A 21,363-nucleotide genomic window follows, 5' to 3' on the forward strand; every position below is an offset into this window, starting at 1 on the left:
CCCAAAATTGGTCTGTCTAAATAAGTACAAAATTGTATCTTAATCTTTGACAGAGTACTGATGAATTTGTAGAATTGCCGCCTTAATTATGTCAGCAAATACCTTTCCGGCACAGATTGAGCCGTTTAAATGGGCTGAACAGGGCTTTACATGGTCAGGTAACCTGCCATTGTCTCGCTTTGCTCGTATCGCCCGTGAAGCTGTTGGATCAATTGATGATCAATTGGTTAACATAGACTGTAAGCTATCAATGGATGCGTATCATCGCATTGTATGGCTAGATGGTCATATTGAAACGAGAGTTCCAATGGAATGCCAACGCTGCTTGGGTTCTGTAGAAATAGACCTCGTTTCAGATTTTCATCTAGCTCTTGTGGATGATGAGTCACTGATAGAGCGCTTGGATGAGGATGCTGATTTCATTGTATTAGGTGAAAGTGAAGCCACCACCAAAGGCGATTATGATTCGCCTGCGACGGCTAATTTACTGTCACTTATAGAAGATGAATTGTTATTGTTGTTGCCTTTATCTCCTAAGCATGACGCTTGCGAGCATAAGCATCAACCTGCCATTCAGAACATTGCCGAAGAAAAACGTGATAATCCGTTTGATGTTTTGGCAAGTTTGAAAGGTAAACTTAACTGAAAATTATGTTATAATTTTTAGTTAAGACAACTCAATTTGTTCTGATCCATTTTTTCGATCTTTGTAAGGAGCCATCATGGCCGTTCAGCAAAACCGTAAAAGTCGCTCTCGCCGTGACATGCGCCGTTCACATGACGCTTTAACCGAGAATGCATTAACTGTAGACCAAGCTACTGGTGAAACTCATCGTCGTCACCACGTAACTAAAGATGGTTTCTACCGTGGTCGTCAATTATTCGCTAAAGCAGATGCTGAATAATTGGTGATGTATTAAGCGTCAAGCTTAGTAGAAAAAATGGGAGCGTAAGCTCCCTTTTTTTGTGCCCGATTTTTGTTGTATTTGGCAATTACTAAAAACAAAATTAAGTGTTAAATTTCCGCTCCATAACTGAGCTTACATGAGAAGGTGTGGGTTGTAGCTGCAAAAAACTACAATTTGCGCATCTTAATTAAAGGATTTTTTATGTCTGCTAAACGACTCGAGCAAGCAGCTCAAGCCACTAAAACTGCATTTGTCTTTCCTGGTCAAGGCTCACAAAAAGCTGGTATGTTGGCTGAGCTTGCAGAACAGTTTAGCGGTGTGCGCGAAACATTTGCAGAAGCCTCTGAAGCGATTGGCTTTGACTTATGGCACATTGCACAAAGTGGTGAAGGTTTAGACCAAACAGAATTTACTCAGCCTGTATTACTCACTGCAAGTATCGCTTTATGGCGTGTGTGGTTAGAGTTGGGTGGTGTTGCACCAAAATATTTGGCAGGACACTCATTGGGCGAATACAGCGCATTAGTAGCTGCAGGCAGCTTGAGCTTGGGCGATGCCGTTAAACTGGTAAACTTGCGCGGCAAATTAATGCAAAACGCTGTGCCACAAGGTCAGGGCGCAATGGCTGCCATTTTAGGCCTTGAAGATGCCAAAGTGCTTGAGCTATGTGAACAAGTGAATGTGCAAGGTCGTGGCTCGGTAGAAGCAGCCAACTACAATGCACAAGGGCAAGTGGTTATTGCAGGCGATAAAACTTTAGTCGAAGCAGTAATGGCATTGGCCAAAGAAAATGGCGGTAAAGCCATTGCCCTGCCTGTATCTGTACCTTCACACTGTTCATTGATGAAACCTGCTGCCGAACAGTTTGCACAAGCTTTGGAACAAACTGCCATTGAGCTACCGCGTATTCCTGTAATACAAAATGTCAACGCTGGAATCGCGGCAGATGTTGCGCAATTAGGTCAGGCACTCACTGCGCAATTGTACCAATCGGTGCAGTGGACACAAACCATGCAATACCTACAAGATCAGGGTATTGAATATATCGTGGAATGTGGCCCAGGCAACGTATTGGCGAATCTTGCGAAGCGTTTACCGAATATCGAAAAAGCATTCCCACTCGACACACAAAGTCGTATGGAAGATGCACTAAATGCCATTTTAGTGGCAGAAGGGAAAATTGCATGACACAAGAACGTAAAGTTGCATTAGTCACAGGTGCAAGCCGAGGGATTGGTGCAGCCATCGCTCAGCAACTCATTCAAGACGGTTTTTTTGTGGTAGGTACTGCCACTTCTGAAGCGGGCGCAGAAAAATTATCGGCAAGTTTTGCAGAAAACGGTGCAGGTAAAGTATTGGATGTCCGTGATGGTGCAGCCATTGATGCATTGGTTTCTGAAATTGAACAAAGCTATGGTTCAGTTTTGGTTTTAGTTAACAATGCGGGCATTACCAAAGATAATTTGTTACTGCGTATGTCAGAAGATGATTGGGATGACATTCTCAACATTCACTTAAAGGCAGTTTACCGTTTATCTAAACGTGTCTTGAAGGGCATGACCAAAGCACGTTTTGGACGCATTATTAATATTAGTTCTGTGGTAGCACATTTTGCGAACCCAGGACAAGCGAACTATTCTGCGGCAAAAGCCGGTATTGAAGCATTCAGCCGTAGCCTTGCCAAAGAAATGGGCAGTCGTCAAATTACAGTAAACTCGGTTGCTCCGGGCTTTATTGCAACTGAAATGACAGATCAGCTAAGTGAAGAAATTCGCAAAAAAATGAGTGAGCAAGTGGCATTAAACCGTTTAGGTGATCCACAAGATATCGCAAATGCAGTGAGTTTCTTGGCTTCTGACAAAGCTGGTTACATCACTGGTACAGTGTTACACGTAAATGGTGGTTTATACATGAGCTAAGCTCAAGTATAAACTTTCAAAATTTTATAGATTCAATTAAACTAACGGCATTAAAAACGCCACAAGCAATGAGGAGAATTCCTGTGAGCGATATCGAACAACGCGTTAAACAAGCGGTTGCAGAACAACTTGGTCTTAAAGCTGAAGAAATCAAAAACGAAGCATCTTTTATGGATGACTTAGGTGCTGACTCTTTAGACTTAGTAGAGCTTGTAATGTCTTTCGAAAACGATTTTGACATCACAATCCCAGACGAAGATTCTAACGAAATCACAACAGTTCAATCAGCAATCGACTACGTAACTAAAAAACTTGGTTAATTGTTGATTTCAGCTCTGCTGAAATGAAAGCCACCGCAAGGTGGCTTTTTTATGTGCTGGAGTTTTAAAATGAAACATGAAAAACGGCTTGTTTTTGAATATGTGATGCAGTTTACATTTTGTTACCAAGCTAATGTCTAATCACAACCGAAGTGGCTTATTTTTTAGTTATAAATAAATGAGAACATCGTGCTCATGCAAATGAGTGACGCTTTATAACAGCAGAAAAGAAAATAGGAGTACCTCATGGGTCTTTTTGATTTTGTAAAAGGGATTGGTAAGAAAAATACAGCACCTGCAGAGCCACAAGCTGCACCAAGCACACCTGCAGAACCATCAGCACAAGAAATTGCCAATAAACTTTTGGGGCATGTGAAAAGTTTAGGCTTACCTGTGACAGGTTTATCGGTGAGTTATAACGCAACTACTGACTTAGCGACAGTGCGTGGACAGGTCAACAGTCAGGCAGACCGTGAAAAAATTATTCTTGCAGTGGGTAATATTGACCATGTTGCACAAGTAGATGATCAACTCACAGTTGCAACCCCAGAACCAGAAAGCAAGTTCTATACAGTAAAATCAGGCGATACCTTATCTAAAATTTCTAAAGAGTTTTATGGGGATGCCAACCAATACAACAAAATCTTTGAAGCTAACCGTCCATTATTGAAAAATGCCGATGACATTTTCCCAGGACAAGTGTTACGTATTCCTGCTTAAATTTAAGTGGTTTGAATAAAAAAAGGCGCGCGATGCGCCTTTCTTTATTTTGTTTATAGCACTGTTCTGTCTGTAGTTGTTCTGCTGCGGTTTATTCAGGCGCAGTGGTCTGGTACTGCAATCCATCTTCAGGCTGCATATATGACAACATGGCTTTATAAATTTGACGTCCAAATTGTAAAGCGGTGAGTTGTATGGTGCTAAAACTTGGGCTGTCACGTAAAAGTTCTGTGTGATACAGAATAGGTGCGGTGGCATCGCCAGTATAGAGAAATAAGCATGCAGGCTATACAGAGACTTAGCTGTCAAGTTTGCTGCAGCCATAATACTTTGCGCCAGTAATTGCCCGCCATATACACGCGTGCCAAAGTGCGTTTGGCTTTGTCTAATAAAGTAATGTTCACTTTTTTGTTCTAACTGTAATAAGGCCAGTAAATTTTGGGTGAGGGTGGTCATATTGAGTGGTGCTTTTTATAGATTAAAATTGGGTTTTAGGGCGTTGCGTGGCTTTTTAAGTTGCTGTTTTTATGCCAATATGTGGCTATATTGTGATCACTATTATGTTAAATGATCCATCATATTAGGGTAGCTAATCCATCTGTAGCTCTTAATTTTAAACTCTCTGACATTTGTAAAATCAGACCAAATTAATTTACTGCCCTTAGTCCATTTTAGCGATTGGATACGTCGATTAACTTTTAATTTTTCTTCTTGTGTTGCAGGTCTCAAGTCCCCAAGTTCTCCATAGAGCCTTACACCAGGATAAGAACTAAATTGACCTTGAATAAATGAAGATAACCAAAATAGCTTGCTTGAATTTACAGCACTGATGCAAATATTGTTATTTGTTTGGAGATTTTCTGCGAGTAGTTTAGAGAATGAATCGAATAGAAAGCCTGTTCCATCATCATTTAAGAAAACTGTTCCTATTGGGGTGATGTTAGGTATGCCCTCTATAGAAACACTCGCAATATTTACATGCATATTTGCTTTTTGTGCTTTAGAAAAAACATTTTTAACTAGACTCCATTCACTTAAGTCAAGATTCATTTTTATAACCCCTTATTCTATTTATTTTTAACTTACATCTAATTTTTAGTTCATTGATCAATAGAACTAATTTTATATTTTATAGAGTTTTTAAATTTAACATAATACAGCTTTAACTCCAAAAGCTGTTGGATATTATCCTTTTTGATTTTTTAAAGTAAATAAAAAATAGAGCCATTAGGCTCTATTTTTTTTTAGCATCATATGTCATTCAAGTTTTGCTTTCGAGTGACACGGATGTGCTGCAAATGTCATTGGATGTGTCGTTTACCGCGGTAATTATTACCAGCTCAATGCACCGCCAGTCTGGTAATCGGTCACACGCGTTTCAAAGAAGTTCTTCTCTTTACGCAAGTCCATCATCTCAGACATCCATTGGAACGGGTTGTTTACGCCAACAAACTGTTCAGGTAAACCGAGCTGACTTAAACGACGGTTACAGATGAATTTCAAATATTCTTCCATCATACCTGCGTTCATACCCAATACGCCACGTGGCATCGTGTCACGCGCATATTCAATTTCAAGCATCGTGCCTTCAAGAATCATTTGAATCACTTCTTGCTGGAATTCTGCAGTCCACAAGTGCGGGTTCTCAATCTTGATTTGGTTAATCATGTCGATACCAAAGTTCAAGTGCATAGATTCATCACGTAAAATGTATTGGAATTGCTCTGCAACACCGTTCATTTTGTTACGACGACCCATCGACAAGATTTGGCTGAAACCGCAGTAGAAGAAAATACCTTCAAGTACACAATAGAATGCGATTAAGTTGCGTAACAAAATTTGGTCGTTTTCAGGTGTACCTGTTTTGAAAGTAGGATCGCTTAAAGATTGCGTGTACTTCAAGCCCCATGCTGCTTTACGCGCAACCGATGGTACTTCGCGGTACATATTGAAGACTTCACCTTCATCCATACCTAACGATTCGATGCAGTACTGGTATGCGTGCGTGTGAATTGCTTCTTCAAAGGCTTGACGCAAAATGTACTGGCGGCATTCAGGGTTGGTAATGTGGCGATAAATAGCCAATACCAAGTTATTAGCAACCAATGAGTCTGCAGTAGAGAAGAAACCAAGTGAACGCATTACAATGGTGCGCTCATCTTCAGTTAAACCATTTTCAGACTTCCACAATGCGATGTCGTGGTTCATGTTGACTTCTTGTGGCATCCAGTGGTTTGCACAACCATCTAGATATTTTTGCCATGCCCATTCGTATTTGAACGGTACAAGCTGGTTTAAGTCTGCACGACAGTTGATCATGGCTTTATCATCAACCTGTACGCGCGATGCACCCATTTCCAGTTCTTCAAGACCAGGTGCAACGTCCAATTGATCTAGAGCGTTAGATGCTCTTGCCAACGGATCGGTTGAATCTGTTGCTCCACTTCTAGGGGCTGTAGCGGGTTGTGCAGCTGCCACAGTCTTCTGTGGTTGCTCTGCATGAGATACCATCTGCGTATCATGCGCTTTTTGCGGTTCGACGGGCGCAGACTTGTGTTCAGGAGCAGCCGGTTTTTGCGAATCATCTTCGAAATCGTCCCAACTTAGGATAGACATATCAATTCTCTCTTCGTTGCTTTATATCTTTTATGGACATCCAGCTACGCTGAGATGTCTTAATATACGCTTAATTTGTGAAAGCAAAATTAAGTTTTGCTCATCTTGGTCTGAAAAATGTACATTCCGACCAATTTGCTCACGACTTATTTTGCTTTCGTTGTTGTTTTGCCGCTTGTACCCAAAAGTAAGCAATCGGTGCGTAAAACAACACTACAAAGGAAACCAGCAAGACCGCGAGTCCTAACATATAGTTGTGGGTCATGTGTGGCATGGTGATTTCCTTGGTTATTCAACTGGATTGGTTGCCCTAAGTTTTAAGACAACCAAAAAATCTTATAAATTAAAAGTTGAACTCAATAATTTTGTTACTAACTCATTCTCTAACAGAATATTAATCGCTAGCAAAAGGCTTGATGTTGCTTCTACTAAATTTGCACAACTGTTTAAAATATCAGCTAAAGCTAGTAAAAATGTAATGATTAATAAGCTCACGATAGCTCCATTTATATTGTAAGAAGCTACTTTCATGGCGATGTGCTAGTAAAAACATCTACTAGAGTCACATTATTTGCCACGTAGGTAGCTAATAATGTTTTCTGACTTCTAGTTATTTATTTTACTGACAAGCCTCACAATCAGGATTATCAATACTACATGCCATTGGCACTGGTGCTGCTTGAGCAAAATCTTCATCAACAGCTGCAGACGCTTCTGGTGTAACGGCTGCCACAGGGGCTGCTGTTACTGTTGCAGGTTTTACTGCGTTCAATGCGCCCGTGTTAATGGTCGATTTCTCTGCAGACGTTGCACCCAATGCACGTAGGTAATAAGTCGTTTTCAGACCACGTAACCATGCCATTTTATAAGTCAGGTCAAGTTTCTTACCGTTTGCACCTGCAATGTACAAGTTCAACGATTGCGCTTGATCAATCCATTTTTGACGACGTGATGCTGCATCTACAATCCAGCGTGGTTCAACTTCAAACGCAGTCGCAAAAATCGCTTTCAATTCTTCAGGAATACGTGAAATTTTTTGTACTGAACCTTCAAAGTGTTTCAGGTCATTCACCATCACAGAATCCCACAAATCACGCTCTTTCAATGCACGAACGAGGTAAGGGTTGATTACTGTAAATTCACCAGACAAGTTCGATTTCACATACAAGTTTTGGAATGTCGGCTCGATAGACTGAGAAACGCCACAAATATTTGAAATGGTTGCAGTCGGTGCAATCGCCATCACATTTGAGTTACGCATACCGTCTTTTTGAACTTTGGCACGTAAGCTGTCCCAATCCAAACGCTGTGTACGGTCTACTTCAAACATACGTTCTGGACGTGATTTCGCCACAATGTCTAAAGAGTCAATTGGCAAGATGCCTTGATCCCACAATGAACCTTTAAATGTTTCGTAAGTACCACGCTCAACCGCCAAGTCGCTAGACGTTTGAATCGCGTAGTAGCTGATTACTTCCATAGATTCATCGGCAAATTCAACTGCAGCATCTGAACCATAAGCCAAGTTCATCTCATAAAGCGCATCTTGGAAGCCCATGATGCCCATACCTACAGGACGATGTTTCAAGTTTGAATTACGTGCTTGTGGTACAGCGTAGTAGTTAATGTCGATGACGTTGTCGAGCATACGCACTGCAGTTTTAATAGTACGTGCTAATTTTTCACGGTCTAACACACCACCTTGAACGTGTTGTACAAGGTTGATAGAACCCAAGTTACATACCGCGATTTCATCTTGGTTAGTATTGAGGGTAATTTCAGTACACAAGTTAGATGAGTGCACTACACCAACGTGTTGTTGCGGTGAACGTAAGTTACATACGTCTTTGAATGTGATCCACGGGTGACCTGTTTCAAACAACATTGACAACATTTTGCGCCATAAGTCCTTCGCACGAAGTTTTTTATGCAGCATGTTAGTTTCTTTAGCGATGCTTTCGTAGTACGCATAACGCTCGGCAAAAGCTTCGCCCGTCAAGTCGTGCAAGTCTGGTGTTTCAGATGGCGTAAACAATGTCCATTCTGCATCTTCAAAGACACGTTGCATGAACAAGTCAGGTACCCAGTTGGCTGTGTTCATATCATGGGTACGACGACGGTCATCCCCTGTGTTTTTACGCAGCTCTAGGAATTCTTCGATGTCTAAGTGCCAAGTTTCTAAGTACGCACATACCGCACCTTTACGCTTACCACCTTGGTTGACCGCAACAGCTGTATCGTTAGCAACTTTAAGGAACGGAACAACACCTTGAGATTTACCGTTTGTTCCTTTGATGTATGAGTTCAAGGCACGTACTGGCGTCCAGTCATTGCCTAAACCACCTGCCCATTTAGACAGCATTGCGTTGTCACGCATTGCACCATAAATGTTGTAAAGGTCATCAGAAATTGTAGTTAAGTAACAGCTTGATAACTGTGGACGTAGCGTACCTGAGTTAAACAGGGTAGGCGTAGAAGCCATGTAGTCGAAGCTAGACAATAAGTTATAGAACTCGATTGCACGTGCTTCACGGTCATCTTCATTAAGCGCCAGACCCATCGACACACGCATAAAGAACAATTGTGGAAGTTCAAAACGTACGCCATCTGAGTGAATGAAATAACGGTCAAATAAAGTTTGCAGACCTAAATAGGTAAACTGGTTTGAGCGTTCAGGCTGAATCGCTGCAGCAAGTTTGGCAAGGTCAAACTCAAGTAAGTCTGCAGAAAGCAAATCAAGTTCTACACCTTTTTTCAGGAAAGTTTCTAATGCTTCGCCTTCAGGTGTATCTGTTGCTAAACCTAAAAATTCTAAGCCTGTTGCGACCAAGTCATTACGCAATAAACGCGCAGTCACATAGGTATAGTTCGGCTCTTGCTCAATACGGGTACGAGTCGCCATCATCATGGTGGTTGAGATGTCAGACTCTTTTACACCGTTGTAAAGGTTTTTCACGGTTTCATCAATGATGGCATCTACATCAATGCCTTCTAAACCTTCTGCCGCTTTATTTACGGTTGCTTTTAACGCACCTAAATCTAGTGGTTTAAGCTGACCGTTTGCATCAGTCACTTGTAACGTCGGGTGATGGTTTTCACCTGCTTGCTTACGTGCTTCTGAGCGTTGTTCACGGTAGATGACATAAGCACGAGCAACTTTTTGCTCGCCTGTACGCATAAGCGCCAGTTCAACTTGATCTTGAATTTCTTCAATATGAATGGTTCCGCCAGAGGGTAAACGACGGTTGAATGTGTTCAACACCATTTCAGTCAGTTGTTCGATCCGATCATGAATGCGGCTTGAATCGGCGCTTTGTTGACCTTCTACAGCCAGAAACGCTTTGCCAATTGCAACTGCAATTTTTTCAGCATCAAAAGCGGCAACATCACCAGTGCGTTTAATCACTTGTAATTGACCAGGGGTTGAGGTGATTACGCTCATGTCAGCATAGCTCCATTGTCATCTATTGTTATGTTTATGGACCATTAAACTGGGCAAAATTTAGGCCGCAGTGATTGAGGGATAAACACAAGACTTAGTGGTTTAAAATTGAATTGAACACAAGATACGGGAAAATTGAGGGTAGATCAATATTGACTTTTTCTTTTAAATTTTGACTGATTTGGAATTAAGATTGTTCTCAAAAATACCGTTTTTTGTCCTTTGGGCTATAAGCCTTATCGGGCAAGGGCATAGCATAGCAAAGCTCGGAAAAACTGCTTATAGATAACCTTGTGGATAACTTGAAAAGTTAGGAGATAATTTTTCCAAAGGCGGCAAAGGCTTGATCTAGTGCAAAAAATACCCATTTTGTAACTTTATATTTCTTAAATCTGTTTAAAAATCACCAAAACTAGAAAAGTGCTATAAATTCAATGCTTAATAAAAATATAACAAAATAATACGCAGATGTATCAGTTTGGTGAACAGTATCTTGTTTACAATGTAAACGTGTGTATATTGCAAATTATATCAAGACCTATCTCTCAGATTTTAAAAGGATAGGTCGAATCCAATAAAGGGACAGGTTATGAGTCAAGAAGAAAAGTTACCAAAAATTTTAATTGTTGAAGATGATGAACGCCTTGCACGACTTACGCAGGAATACTTAATTCGCAATGGTTTGGAAGTTGGGGTAGAACCAGATGGCAACCGTGCGATTCGCCGTATTATTGCCGAGCAACCTGATCTTGTGGTGCTCGATGTGATGTTACCAGGTGCCGATGGTTTAACCATTTGTCGTGAAGTTCGTCCACATTATCATCAACCAATTTTAATGCTGACTGCGCGTACTGAAGATATGGATCAGGTGCTAGGTCTGGAAATGGGTGCAGATGACTATGTTGCAAAACCTGTGCAGCCGCGTGTGTTGTTGGCGCGTATTCGTGCTTTATTGCGCCGTACCGACAAAGTGACTGAAGATGAAGTGGCACAGCGCATTGAATTTGATGATTTAGTGATTGATAACGGTGGTCGTTCTGTAACTTTAAATGGTGAATTGGTTGATTTCACCAGCGCAGAATATGACTTGTTATGGTTATTGGCTTCAAATGCAGGGCGTATTTTATCTCGTGAAGATATTTTTGAGCGTCTACGCGGCATTGAATATGATGGTCAAGACCGTTCAATTGACGTGCGTATTTCACGTATTCGTCCAAAAATTGGCGATGATCCTGAAAATCCAAAACGTATTAAAACTGTGCGCAGTAAAGGTTATTTGTTCGTTAAAGAAACCAACGGCATGTAATACGCTTTTTTCTGAGTCAAATACTGACTCAAATATAAAATAAGTCACATAGGACGGGTTTTGTGCTTAAACACAGTATATTCTTGCGCATATATGCAGGATTGGTGATCTTAGTTGCAGTAGTTGCCATTTTGGCGTACTTATTGGTGCAAATCATCAACTATCAGCGTGCGCAAGAATATCGTGAGTCTTTAACTGATGGTATGGCTTATATTATTAGTGAAGGGATTGCACGACAGCAAAACGAACAACAAAAGAAAGACTGGATTTCTGATGCATCCGATTTGCTGGAATTGCCCATCTACTATGTGCAGGCAGACAAAGTAGATTTGTCGCGCGCAGAGCTTAGACGGATTAAAGAACGTAAAGCGGCTGTGCGCTATAATGCCGAAAATATGATTGCCTATATTATTTTGGGTATGAAAGATGATCCAAATCATTATTTATATATCAAGGCAGATAAAATTACAGAACGGCAAATGAAAGCTTTGCCGATTTTTGTTTTAGATTATTTGGTGTATTACCCAGGTCAGGAAAAAGAATATCTAGCCAAAATTCAGCAGCACTTTTCTTATCCAGTCAATATTAAAAATATTCAGGAACTGCCACTCGATTCTGAACAGATTGGGCGTTTAAGACTCGATCACAGCATTATTTTATATCGTGACAATGCCACCGTGCGTGGTACAACCATCTCGATTGTGTCACCGATGCCAAATTCACCCTCAGAAGTCTTGGTTTTAGGGCCTGTGCCGTTATTTAACTGGATGCCATTCCAGTTGGCAGCAGGCATTACCTTGCTCAGTATGTTTATGTTGAGCTTGGGGGTTTATGGTTTGATCTTGCCTATGCAACGTAAGATCCGCCAAGTGAACTATGCCTTAAACCGTACTAAATCGGGCGATTTAAACATGCGTTTGCCTGTAGATGGCACAGATGAAATGGCAAGTTTGGCATCTAGCTATAACAGCATGTCCGACCATATTCAGCGTTTGATTGAAGCGCAGCGTGAACTGATGCGCGCTGTATCGCATGAGCTGCGCACGCCTGTGGCACGTATTCGTTTTGGTATGGAAATGCTGGCAGAAGAAGATGATTACGAATATCGCTTACAGCAAGTCGAAATGATTGATAAAGATATTGAGGCTTTAAACACCTTGATTGATGAGATCATGACCTATGCCAAACTTGAACAGGGCATGCCATCTTTAGAAATTGAAAAGATCGTTTTGGTTGAAGTGCTAGAGCAGGTGGCTACGGAAACAGAAGCATTGAAAACCCAAAAAGATATTCAATTGCTTGCCCCACCTGTGACTTTGGAAGTGGAAGCTGAACGCCGTTACTTGCACCGTGTGGTACAGAACTTGGTGGGCAATGCAGTCCGTTACTGTGACCATAAAGTCTTGATCAGTGGCGGTATTAACGAACAAGGCATGGCCTATGTTTGTGTGGAAGATGATGGGCCGGGGATTCCCGAACAAGACCGAGAACGTGTATTTGAAGCCTTTGCTCGTTTAGATGACAGCCGCACCCGTGCTTCAGGTGGTTATGGTTTAGGTTTGTCTATTGTAAGCCGCATTGCTTATTGGTTTGGTGGCAAAATTGAAGTCGATCAGAGTCCGAACTTGGGTGGTGCACGTTTTATGATGGTTTGGCCTGCCAAACGGTTTAGTAAGGCAAGAAAAAAAGCCGCAGCAGAGAAAGAAAAAACCACCGATTCATTGACTTGAATTGAGTGCACCAAAACTAATTTTAGACATAAAAAAACCAGTGCAATTCAAGGCACTGGTTTTTTTTAATTGCTTTTTTATCTCTATGCAGATCAATCTACAGCTTAGTGCGATTCTTTATATTGCTGATCGGCCTGTTCAAAACGGTCTGTCACTTCATGACTTGGCGCTTTACCCAATAAACTCACCACGACAATCGCAATCCAAGAACACACAAAGCCTGGAATAATTTCATAAATACCCGTATCTGCCCAAAGGTTTTTCCAAAGAATGACCATAAGTGCGCCGACAACCATCCCCGCCAATGCACCATTTAAAGTCATGCGTTTCCAGAACAAAGACAAAATGATTAGTGGACCAAATGCTGCACCGAAGCCTGCCCAAGCATAAGAAACCAATCCCAAAACTTTGGATTCAGGATTACCCGCCATCCAAATAGCAAGCAGCGCAATCATGAGTACCATGCCGCGTCCGACCCACACCAATTCATTTTGTGAGGCATTTTTACGCAGGAACGATTTGTAAAAATCTTCGGTTAAAGTACTTGAACAGACCAAAAGTTGACAGCTTAGGGTACTCATCACAGCAGCTAAAATTGCAGCCAGTACCACACCTGCTACCCACGGATTAAACAGGATTTTGGTCAATTCCATAAATACTGTTTCAGGATTGGCATTGACCACACTTGCCAGTTCAGGATGTTGCTGGAAGTAGGCGATACCAAAAAAGCCCGCAGCCACCGCACCGCCTAAACATAGTGTCATCCATGTCATGCCAATACAACGTGCATTCGGAATAGACTTGACTGAATCAACCGCCATAAAACGCACTAGAATATGCGGCTGTCCAAAATAGCCTAAGCCCCATGCCATGAGGGAAATGATCGCGACCCAGCTTAAATCACTGACTAAATTCAGCGCCTGCGGACGAGCCGCTTCTAAAGCAAGTGTGACTTGGCTTAGGTCAGAAAAGCTGAGTAGGGTAATGATAGGGGTCAGCAAGAGCGCAAAAATCATCAAGCCAGCCTGAATGGTGTCCGTCCAGCTGACTGCCAAGAAACCACCAATAAACACATAGCTGATGGTGGCAATAGCACTAATCCACAATGCAGTGCTATAAGGCAGATCAAACATACTTTCAAATAAGCGCGCACCTGCAACCATGCCCGAAGCACAATAAATCGCAAAGAAAATTAGAATTACGCAGGCAGATACAATCCTTAAAATTTTTCTTTGATCATTAAAACGGTTAGAAAAATAATCAGGCAAAGTCAGTGCATTGTGCTGTACTTCGGTGTGTACTCGTAAACGACCTGCCACCAAAAGCCAGTTTAGCCATGCGCCAATAATCAGACCAACGGCAATCCACATTTCAGACAAACCTGAAAGATAAATGGCACCGGGTAAGCCCATCAGCAACCAGCCACTCATATCGGATGCGCCTGCAGAAAGTGCAGTGACAAAACTGCCAAGACGACGACCACCTAAAATGTAGTCCGAGAAATTTCGAGTCGCGCGATAAGCTAATAAACCAATGACAATCATGGCGACAATATAAAACAGGAAAGTAATAATGGTGGGGTTGAGTGCGCTCATACAGTATCCATTTGGGTTTTGGACAGTCGATGAAAATACAGACTGCTGCTAGACGTGAGTCACTCAATTTTGTGAGTGCAGAGATCTCATCTGCGGTGCTGATTTCATCAAGAAACGCGAAATTTAACCATACATTAAAAAATATTTCAGATTTTTTTCTGAATGGGCATAAAATAGGCAGCTTGAAAGCTGCCTATCATCTTGATGTTTATCTGATTTGCTTATGGATTATTGCGACCCATAACACCACGAATAGTATTCAAGACATCTGCAGGTAAGACCACAGTTTTGGCATTGTTCGATTTCGCCATATCTTGCATGGCTTTTACATATTGCTCACCCAATAAGTACGCCACAGGAATTTCTTTATCACCCACCGCAGAGCTAACCATTTCAATAGCACGTTGAGAAGATTCTGCCAATACAACTTGCGCTTCTGCATCACGACGTGAAGCTTCCAAACGACCATCGGCTTCTAAAATAGCCGCTTGTTTTTCACCATCGGCTTTGGTTACGGTAGCACGACGCTGACGTTCTGCTGCAGCTTGTTCTTCCATAGCTGCCTGCATGGTATGCGATGGTTTAATATCCTGAATTTCTACAGTTTTAAGGGTAATTCCCCAGTCTGAAATATCATCAGAAATGGCTGCTTTGAGTTTGGCTTTGATGTGATCACGTGAAGACAAGGCATCATCCAAATCCATTTCACCCACAATAGAGCGCAATGAGGTTTGAACAAGGTTTTGAATCGCCCAAGTATAGTTTTCAATGCCATACACTGCTTTTTCAGGAGTCGTGAGGTTTATGTACGCAACCGCATTCATGAGTAGAACTGCGTTGTCACGGGTAATAACTTCCTGAGATGGAATATCTAATACAATATCTTTGGTGGTGACTTTATAGGCCACTTCATCGACATAAGGAATGACGAAGTTAAGTCCCGGTGCAAGCGTGGTGTGGTATTTACCCAGACGTTGCACAATCCACTTATAACCTTGCGGAACAATTCGCACGCCTTTAAAAATGGTAATTCCAATAAAGGCTAAAATCGCTAAAACAATAATAGATCCACCAGACATTTTAATTTCTCACTTTTTCGTTGTCATGTGCGCTGTGATGCGGCTGCACCACCAAATCATTACCCAAAATATCAATCACGCGAATACGATCTCCCACTTGCACAGGGCTTGTGGTGCGGCAGTTCCATTCGTCTGAACCAAGTACGGGCATCGGGAAACGGACTTTAATTTGATCATGTTCCAAGTTGGTTTGAATAACCATGCCAATTTGTCCAATAGTGGCTTCGCGTGACAAGCCTGCTTTGGTTTTATCGGTAGATAAGGGTTTGATAAATTTAAACCACGCCAAGGTACACAGTACCGACAAGATAATCCACATCACCAATTGGGTGGTGGTACCCATCATGGGGAACATCCAGTATAAAATACCGACCATGACTGCCCCAATGCCAAACCATAAAGCGGCAAACGCAGGCAAGACCAGTTCTGAAAGCATTAACAGAACGCCTAGTACAAACCAGTGCCAAGGTTCAAGAACGAATTCCATACATCTACTCGCGTATTTTTTACGATTGGTTAATTCTAATTGCTTAGAGAAACGCATCGACTTAAAAAGATGCGCTCTCATCACTTTAACAGATCAATAAGTTTATGAATATTAAAAAAATCACTGAATCCTAAAATTTCGGACGCGGTGCAGGTTTCAGCGCGGCAGGTGATTTTTTAAAGTTATTGATGGCTTGTAGAATTGCTTTGACCTGTAATTGTGCGGCTTTTTCACCTTCTAAAATGGTTTGGTTACTGGCTTTTAAATCTAGAGTACCAATATGTCCAACTTTAGGTTGAATCACGATATTGGCCTGCGCCAATTCCTGATTGATGCTTTGCTGCCCCATAATATTGAGGGTTTGATCGAGTAAGCCCCACATGCTGACAGGTTGATTGCCTGTTGGACGTGCAGAAATATCCACTGCAATGACTAAGTCGGCACCCATCGCTTTAGCCGTCTGTACGGGAATTGGGCTGACCAAGCCGCCATCCACATATTGTGTTCCGCCAATGGTGGCAGGTACAAAAACATTCGGAATACTGCAAGAGGCACGTACGGCTTGACCAGCATTGCCTTTAATAAAGTCGGCTTTACGTCCATTATCTAAACGTGTGGCAACGGCAGCAAAACGAATTGGAAATTTCTCAATCGGTTTATTTGCCACGTGTTGATTGACAAAGTCTTGTAACTTTTGACCTGCAATAAAACCCTGACGGTTTAAGGTTAAATCACGAATGTCGGATTCTTTAAAGGTTAGGGCAATATGTTGGAGCTGATAAGGACTTTTACCACTGGCGTATAAACTGCCGACAAAGCTGCCTGCACTGGTGCCTGTGACAATTTTTGGTTTAATCCCGTGAGACTCTAAAACTTTAATGACGCCAATATGTGCAAAACCTTTAGCACCACCGCCACCCAGCGCCAGTGCAATTACAGGTTCACGTGCTTGGATAGGTGTGGTGCTTGGCGGTGTTTTTGTTGTTTTGTCGCAGCCAGCCAAAGTTAGAGCTAGTACGCCCACTAAAGAATAACGAATCAGTTGCATATCAAATCTAAATTTAGATCAAAGAATATTGCGCCCATCTGAACAAAAAATAGAAACTTTGACTAGCCCTTTTTCAAAAGCTTTTGTAACGGTTTTGCCAACCAATGTGGATTTTTAGCCGAAAACTTGCCGTGATATTGCGTATAAATTGCATCTAAATCTTGAGCATAATCGCCCGTAGGATGAAACACGCCCAAAATATGAATGGTTTTGTGTGCATAATCAAAAGAGAACATCACAATTGGGATATTGGCGCCGTAGGCAATATGGTAAAAGCCACTGCGGATATTTTCGGCTTGTTTACGTGTGCCTTCGGGCGCCATACCAATCCAGATTTTTTCTTTTTTTCGTACAATCTCAATAATATCTTGGGTATGTCCTTGAGGAGAATGGCGCACCACAGGAATTACCCCAATCCAGTTTAAAAGTGGCTTGAGTGGGGTTTCAAATAAAGTGTGCTTACCAAAAATAATAATTTGAATACCTAAACCGAGTAGGGCGGTAAAACCATGCCACGCATCAATATTTGACGTATGCGGTGAGATAATAGCAACTGCTTTGGGCAAGTTGGGAAATTCGCCCACCATTTGCCAGCCTTGCGCCAAAAAAATATTTTTAAATAAAGCACGACTGCTGGCTGTTCCACGTTGTGGAACTTGGTCGGGTAACTGTGGAAATTGCCGTGCACTGCGTGCAAAAGGATTGGTGATTTTCATGAATGCGATGTCATCCTGACGTGCGTGATTAACAACAATAAATACCCAATATCATGACGCATGAATCTAAATCTATTCAAGATATTAGACTTTCGCTTTGTCTGATTCATTGGCAAAATAGTCGAAATCTGAATGTGAAAGTGATGAAAAATAACAATCCATTATTCAAAATTTTAGTGTAGTACTGCGTTTTTTTGATCTTTTGCCCATATCTAAATTGAGATACTATGCCCAATTTGCGCCAAACTTATTTGTTGTTATTTTCTCTGTATTGGGCGCAGGGCTTGCCTGTTGGTTTTATGACCCATGCCTTGCCTGTGATTTTACGTGCGCAAGGTGTGTCTTTGGCACATATTGGCGGTTTCGGTTTGTTAATGCTGCCATGGTCAATCAAAGTATTTTGGGCACCTTTGGTGGATCGCTTTGGACATTCATATTTTGGGCATTATCGTAGCTGGATTTTGCCGTGCCAGTGGCTGAGTGTTTTGGTGCTGATTGGGCTGTCCTTTTTACCGATTGAGTCCTTAAATCATCCTATATATTTGTGGGTGTTTTTTGTGGCTTTGCTCGGTATGAACTTGGTCGGTGCAACCCAAGATATTGCCACCGATGGTTTGGCGGTCAATATTTTACAAGCCAAACAGCAACATTGGGGTAATACCTTTCAGGTGGTTGGTTCACGACTGGGCTTTATTGTGGGTGGTGGTGCAATTCTGTGGGCATTGGATTGGCTAGATTGGCAAAAAACTTTCTTAATTTTAGCGGGATTGGTGTTTTTAAATACCTTGCCAATTTTAATGTTTAAAGAGCCACAACATGCTGCTAAACAAGTGCTTGTTCAAGCTCAAAGTAAAATGTCATTTCACGCACGTCTTGCTGCGATTCGTGAATATCTGCGCTATTTTGTGGAAACGCCTGTACTGTACGCATGGCTATGGGTGTTACTCAGCTTTAAAATTGCCGATGGTTTGGCTGGCCCTTTATTAAAACCTTTAATGGTAGATTTAGGCTTAAGCTTTTCTCAAATTGGCATTTATGTGACCATGTTGGGAGCAATGGCCGCTTTGTTGGGTGCAGGCATCGCAGGGTTGATGCTGAAATGGTGGTCTAGAGCGCATGCCCTCATCATTTTTTCTGTGCTTAAAATTTTGAGTTTAGTGGCCTATGCTTATTTGGCTGAATTGTATGAACAGCAAGTTGATGTGGCACACTGGCTGATTTATAGCATTAATGCTGCGGAAGATTTTTGCTCTGCCATGTTACTTGTAGTGATGCTAACCTTGATTATGCAGTACAGTCGTAAACAATATGCAGGGACTGATTTTACATTTCAGGTTGCGATTATGGCGACTGTGAGCGGGGTACTTTATACCCTGAGTGGAATCTTAGGCGATGCTTTAGGCTACGCGAATTATTTACTGTTGATTTGTATTGTTGCGATTCTATGCTTTGTACTGATCTGGAAATGGGCAAAGCTTGCGAAAAGCGTTCAATCATCAGCACTTGAATAACAAGGTAGATCATCAAGACAGGATGACAGACCTAAACCACGTTAAAAAGTCATTGCGTGGAAAAAATAAAAGCGACCTTTAAAGAGTCGCTGGAGTATAAAAGGTATCCACATTAAAGCCAATACCGACCTCGTTTTTGTATTTTCAAAAATTATTATTTGCGCTTTCAGTGCTTCTCTTCGGCAGCGCAGGCAGTATAACGTTAAATTATGACAATCCTGCGACAATTTAAGTCGCATAGAGGTGTGTTGCAGCTAAAATCAGCATATTCTAGCTGCGATATGCAGTATTGATTGCCAGTGTCCATTGTTGGTGATTACAACGCGGACAGACTTCATTGGCGTGTTCAAGTAAACGGACATGCCCACAATACATGCAGGCATAATACGTGTTTGGAGTTGTGCGGTTCACGGGTTGGTAAGCTTTAGGGAATAAGGGTAAACCATAGCGTGTGGCACCGCCATGAAAAAACAACATGCTGAATTTTCCATCACTTTCTAGTAAGCCAACACGTACTTGCCCTAAATGCTCCACGCCTTGTTGGCGCATTTCGGCAAAGAATTCATCATGCGACATTTTACCGTATTTAATTTTTTCTAAGACCAATTCACCATCTTCTACAATATATAGCGATTTACCTTCAATCAAATCTTCAAAGGGTTGGTATTTCATCATGAGCCATGTGGTCAGGCGATACATCCCAATCACCACTGTCATCACCACCAAGGCATGTACCAAGGGTAAATCTTCAGTGAACATAGGGTCGCCCGCAATAGAACCGAGCGATAAAATAATGGCCAATTCAAAAATAGAAAGCTGGCGTACTCCGCGTTTTCCTGTGAGGCGTAAAAATAGAATAATCATGCCAAACATGAGTGCAGCACGAATCATTAATTCTGCAACAAATGTCCATGTGGTGTCGTGAATGAAGATGGTGAACCAATCCATAGATTGTCTATTTTGTTATTTTGATGCTTGATACTATGCTTAAATTGAGTGGGTAAAATAGTGGTTTTGAGTAAAGAACTGCAATTATTTTAGTGGTTTAGAAACATAGAAATTTGTTATATTGCCTAAAAACTATAAATACAAAAATAATGAATCAGAAGATGAATTCACAACTATTACAATTTGCCAAATCTATGCGTCATGCTGCTACGGATGCTGAAAATTTGCTGTGGCAACTACTTCGTGCCAAGCGTTTTATGAATCTTAAATTTCGTCGTCAGCATGTGATTAAACCTTATATTGTGGATTTTTACTGTTATGAAATTGGCTTAGTGATTGAGTTAGATGGCAGTCAGCATGGAATGGATGATGCTCTAGAATATGATACTGAACGGACTAAGTTTTTAGAGACTTTGGGCTTAACTGTCGTGCAGTATTGGAATTCTGATGTGTTGGGAAGGGTGGATGTGGTGTTGGAGGATTTGTGGCAGGTGTGTTCTGAATTGAAAAATACCTCTTTTATTAAAGAGGTATTTTGAAAATTATCGACGATTGCTTGATTCAAAATCTACACGGGGATCAGCACTTTCCGTAGTTACTCTGTAATTTGACGGTAAATTAACAGAATCTTTAACCCATGTAGGTCTAGGACGGCTAGAAGCTGTTAGGGTTGTTAAAGTATTTTGATTATTTCTTGATGTAGAGTTTTGAGAGTTCTGTGTATGTCTGGACATTGCATTCTCCCGTTAACCATAAAATTAATAGATATAGACATAATATGCTAAAAATAGCTGCTGCACAATTAATCTCTGAATAAGCTTTTTCTAAAGCAATAACTTTGTCTTCAAGCATTTGGGCATTTCGAGAAATTAAATCCTGATAAATTTCTCCGGTAATCCTCCCTAAAAATAATTGAGTTTAAAAGTAGAAAATCGAATAACCTTGATTTAAGGAGATTTTCTATGAAAACATCTAAGTATTCAGACAGCTTGATCATGAGTATCTTGAAGCAAGCTGA

General features: G+C 41.4%; 21 protein-coding genes. 10 read left to right on the plus strand and 11 right to left on the minus strand.

Annotation, left to right across the window (positions count from 1 at the left end):
* The first annotated feature begins 88 nt into the window (after nt 1-88).
* The 6 genes from FTU39_RS07960 to lysM all read left to right on the plus strand — a co-directional run bounded on the left by FTU39_RS07960 (nt 89) and on the right by lysM (nt 3,867).
* On the plus strand, nt 89-646 hold the full coding sequence (locus FTU39_RS07960) for a DUF177 domain-containing protein (RefSeq protein WP_131260705.1): 558 nt from the start codon (nt 89-91) through the stop codon (nt 644-646).
* A 76-nt stretch (nt 647-722) separates the two neighbouring features.
* Nucleotides 723-905, plus strand: a complete 183-nt coding sequence (rpmF, locus tag FTU39_RS07965; RefSeq protein ID WP_004972331.1) for a 50S ribosomal protein L32 — start codon at nt 723-725, stop codon at nt 903-905.
* 204 nt (nt 906-1,109) lie between these two features.
* Nucleotides 1,110-2,096, plus strand: a complete 987-nt coding sequence (gene fabD, locus FTU39_RS07970) for an ACP S-malonyltransferase (protein WP_096902067.1) — start codon at nt 1,110-1,112, stop codon at nt 2,094-2,096.
* Complete coding sequence (gene fabG / locus FTU39_RS07975; RefSeq protein ID WP_004972328.1) at nt 2,093-2,827, plus strand: 3-oxoacyl-ACP reductase FabG; 735 nt, start codon at nt 2,093-2,095, stop codon at nt 2,825-2,827. Before fabD ends, fabG begins: the two co-directional genes overlap by 4 nt.
* 83 nt (nt 2,828-2,910) lie before the next feature.
* Nucleotides 2,911-3,147 carry an acyl carrier protein gene (acpP, locus tag FTU39_RS07980; protein WP_001279871.1) on the plus strand — a complete coding sequence of 79 codons (237 nt, stop codon included), beginning with the start codon at nt 2,911-2,913 and terminating at the stop codon, nt 3,145-3,147.
* 246 nt (nt 3,148-3,393) lie between these two features.
* A complete protein-coding gene (lysM, locus tag FTU39_RS07985; RefSeq protein WP_004972325.1) occupies nt 3,394-3,867 on the plus strand; it encodes a peptidoglycan-binding protein LysM in 474 nt (157 codons plus the stop codon).
* A gap of 558 nt (nt 3,868-4,425) precedes the next feature.
* Here the strand turns inward: lysM and FTU39_RS07995 are convergent.
* The 5 genes from FTU39_RS07995 to FTU39_RS08010 form a co-directional block, all read right to left on the minus strand.
* The gene (locus FTU39_RS07995; RefSeq protein WP_180051975.1) at nt 4,426-4,917 is read right to left on the minus strand and encodes a pyridoxamine 5'-phosphate oxidase family protein; all 492 of its coding nucleotides are present in this window, start codon (nt 4,915-4,917) and stop codon (nt 4,426-4,428) included.
* Nucleotides 4,918-5,199: 282 nt separating this feature from the next.
* A complete protein-coding gene (locus FTU39_RS08000) occupies nt 5,200-6,483 on the minus strand; it encodes a ribonucleotide-diphosphate reductase subunit beta (protein WP_180051976.1) in 1,284 nt (427 codons plus the stop codon).
* A 139-nt stretch (nt 6,484-6,622) separates the two neighbouring features.
* On the minus strand, nt 6,623-6,757 hold the full coding sequence (locus FTU39_RS13835; RefSeq protein WP_004972322.1) for a hypothetical protein: 135 nt from the start codon (nt 6,755-6,757) through the stop codon (nt 6,623-6,625).
* A gap of 62 nt (nt 6,758-6,819) precedes the next feature.
* Entirely contained in the window at nt 6,820-7,014 is a 195-nt protein-coding gene (locus FTU39_RS08005; RefSeq protein WP_179988535.1) for a hypothetical protein, read from the minus strand.
* Between the two features lie 88 nt (nt 7,015-7,102).
* Nucleotides 7,103-9,925 (minus strand): ribonucleoside-diphosphate reductase subunit alpha, encoded by a 2,823-nt coding sequence (locus FTU39_RS08010; protein ID WP_180051977.1) that lies wholly within the window; start codon nt 9,923-9,925, stop codon nt 7,103-7,105.
* A gap of 589 nt (nt 9,926-10,514) precedes the next feature.
* Here FTU39_RS08010 and bfmR point away from each other — a divergent pair.
* Nucleotides 10,515-11,231 (plus strand): response regulator transcription factor BfmR, encoded by a 717-nt coding sequence (bfmR, locus tag FTU39_RS08015; protein WP_096902057.1) that lies wholly within the window; start codon nt 10,515-10,517, stop codon nt 11,229-11,231.
* A gap of 62 nt (nt 11,232-11,293) precedes the next feature.
* A complete protein-coding gene (gene bfmS, locus FTU39_RS08020) occupies nt 11,294-12,961 on the plus strand; it encodes a sensor histidine kinase BfmS (protein ID WP_131260700.1) in 1,668 nt (555 codons plus the stop codon).
* 104 nt (nt 12,962-13,065) lie between these two features.
* Here bfmS and putP read toward each other — a convergent pair whose 3' ends face one another.
* The 5 genes from putP to FTU39_RS08045 all read right to left on the minus strand — a co-directional run bounded on the left by putP (nt 13,066) and on the right by FTU39_RS08045 (nt 17,886).
* Entirely contained in the window at nt 13,066-14,556 is a 1,491-nt protein-coding gene (putP, locus tag FTU39_RS08025; protein ID WP_180051978.1) for a sodium/proline symporter PutP, read from the minus strand.
* 221 nt (nt 14,557-14,777) lie between these two features.
* Entirely contained in the window at nt 14,778-15,635 is an 858-nt protein-coding gene (locus FTU39_RS08030; protein ID WP_180051979.1) for an SPFH domain-containing protein, read from the minus strand.
* A 1-nt stretch (nt 15,636) separates the two neighbouring features.
* Nucleotides 15,637-16,122, minus strand: coding sequence for an NfeD family protein (locus FTU39_RS08035; protein WP_096902094.1), 486 nt, complete (start codon nt 16,120-16,122; stop codon nt 15,637-15,639).
* Between the two features lie 130 nt (nt 16,123-16,252).
* Nucleotides 16,253-17,170: a patatin-like phospholipase family protein gene (locus FTU39_RS08040; RefSeq protein WP_096902052.1), complete on the minus strand. Its 918-nt coding sequence runs from the start codon at nt 17,168-17,170 to the stop codon at nt 16,253-16,255.
* A 62-nt stretch (nt 17,171-17,232) separates the two neighbouring features.
* Complete coding sequence (locus FTU39_RS08045) at nt 17,233-17,886, minus strand: 1-acyl-sn-glycerol-3-phosphate acyltransferase (RefSeq protein WP_180051980.1); 654 nt, start codon at nt 17,884-17,886, stop codon at nt 17,233-17,235.
* 227 nt (nt 17,887-18,113) lie between these two features.
* On the opposite strand from FTU39_RS08045, the gene FTU39_RS08050 reads away from it, so the two are divergent.
* Nucleotides 18,114-19,397: an MFS transporter gene (locus FTU39_RS08050; RefSeq protein ID WP_179996290.1), complete on the plus strand. Its 1,284-nt coding sequence runs from the start codon at nt 18,114-18,116 to the stop codon at nt 19,395-19,397.
* A 270-nt stretch (nt 19,398-19,667) separates the two neighbouring features.
* On the opposite strand, the gene FTU39_RS08055 is transcribed toward FTU39_RS08050, so the two are convergent.
* A complete protein-coding gene (locus tag FTU39_RS08055; RefSeq protein ID WP_131260696.1) occupies nt 19,668-20,345 on the minus strand; it encodes a YetF domain-containing protein in 678 nt (225 codons plus the stop codon).
* A gap of 149 nt (nt 20,346-20,494) precedes the next feature.
* Here FTU39_RS08055 and FTU39_RS08060 point away from each other — a divergent pair, with 149 nt between their 5' ends.
* The gene (locus FTU39_RS08060; protein WP_180051981.1) at nt 20,495-20,884 is read left to right on the plus strand and encodes an endonuclease domain-containing protein; all 390 of its coding nucleotides are present in this window, start codon (nt 20,495-20,497) and stop codon (nt 20,882-20,884) included.
* The last annotated feature ends 479 nt before the right edge of the window (nt 20,885-21,363 follow it).

The organism is Acinetobacter sp. YH12099 (genome assembly GCF_013419195.1).
GTDB classification, from domain to species: Bacteria; Pseudomonadota; Gammaproteobacteria; order Pseudomonadales; family Moraxellaceae; genus Acinetobacter; species Acinetobacter towneri.

Coding starts and splice junctions, on each gene's coding strand:
- fabD (WP_096902067.1), top strand. CDS start 1,110: ATGTCTGCTAAACGACTCGAGCAAGCAGCTCAAGCCACTAAAACTGCA.
- FTU39_RS08005 (WP_179988535.1), bottom strand. CDS start 7,014: ATGAAAGTAGCTTCTTACAATATAAATGGAGCTATCGTGAGCTTATTA.
- FTU39_RS08030 (WP_180051979.1), bottom strand. CDS start 15,635: ATGTCTGGTGGATCTATTATTGTTTTAGCGATTTTAGCCTTTATTGGA.
- fabG (WP_004972328.1), top strand. CDS start 2,093: ATGACACAAGAACGTAAAGTTGCATTAGTCACAGGTGCAAGCCGAGGG.
- putP (WP_180051978.1), bottom strand. CDS start 14,556: ATGAGCGCACTCAACCCCACCATTATTACTTTCCTGTTTTATATTGTC.
- FTU39_RS07960 (WP_131260705.1), top strand. CDS start 89: ATGTCAGCAAATACCTTTCCGGCACAGATTGAGCCGTTTAAATGGGCT.
- FTU39_RS07995 (WP_180051975.1), bottom strand. CDS start 4,917: ATGAATCTTGACTTAAGTGAATGGAGTCTAGTTAAAAATGTTTTTTCT.
- FTU39_RS08060 (WP_180051981.1), top strand. CDS start 20,495: ATGAATCAGAAGATGAATTCACAACTATTACAATTTGCCAAATCTATG.
- FTU39_RS08010 (WP_180051977.1), bottom strand. CDS start 9,925: ATGAGCGTAATCACCTCAACCCCTGGTCAATTACAAGTGATTAAACGC.
- FTU39_RS08040 (WP_096902052.1), bottom strand. CDS start 17,170: ATGCAACTGATTCGTTATTCTTTAGTGGGCGTACTAGCTCTAACTTTG.
- FTU39_RS08050 (WP_179996290.1), top strand. CDS start 18,114: ATGCCCAATTTGCGCCAAACTTATTTGTTGTTATTTTCTCTGTATTGG.
- FTU39_RS13835 (WP_004972322.1), bottom strand. CDS start 6,757: ATGCCACACATGACCCACAACTATATGTTAGGACTCGCGGTCTTGCTG.
- FTU39_RS08055 (WP_131260696.1), bottom strand. CDS start 20,345: ATGGATTGGTTCACCATCTTCATTCACGACACCACATGGACATTTGTT.
- FTU39_RS08000 (WP_180051976.1), bottom strand. CDS start 6,483: ATGTCTATCCTAAGTTGGGACGATTTCGAAGATGATTCGCAAAAACCG.
- bfmR (WP_096902057.1), top strand. CDS start 10,515: ATGAGTCAAGAAGAAAAGTTACCAAAAATTTTAATTGTTGAAGATGAT.
- FTU39_RS08045 (WP_180051980.1), bottom strand. CDS start 17,886: ATGAAAATCACCAATCCTTTTGCACGCAGTGCACGGCAATTTCCACAG.
- FTU39_RS08035 (WP_096902094.1), bottom strand. CDS start 16,122: ATGGAATTCGTTCTTGAACCTTGGCACTGGTTTGTACTAGGCGTTCTG.
- lysM (WP_004972325.1), top strand. CDS start 3,394: ATGGGTCTTTTTGATTTTGTAAAAGGGATTGGTAAGAAAAATACAGCA.
- rpmF (WP_004972331.1), top strand. CDS start 723: ATGGCCGTTCAGCAAAACCGTAAAAGTCGCTCTCGCCGTGACATGCGC.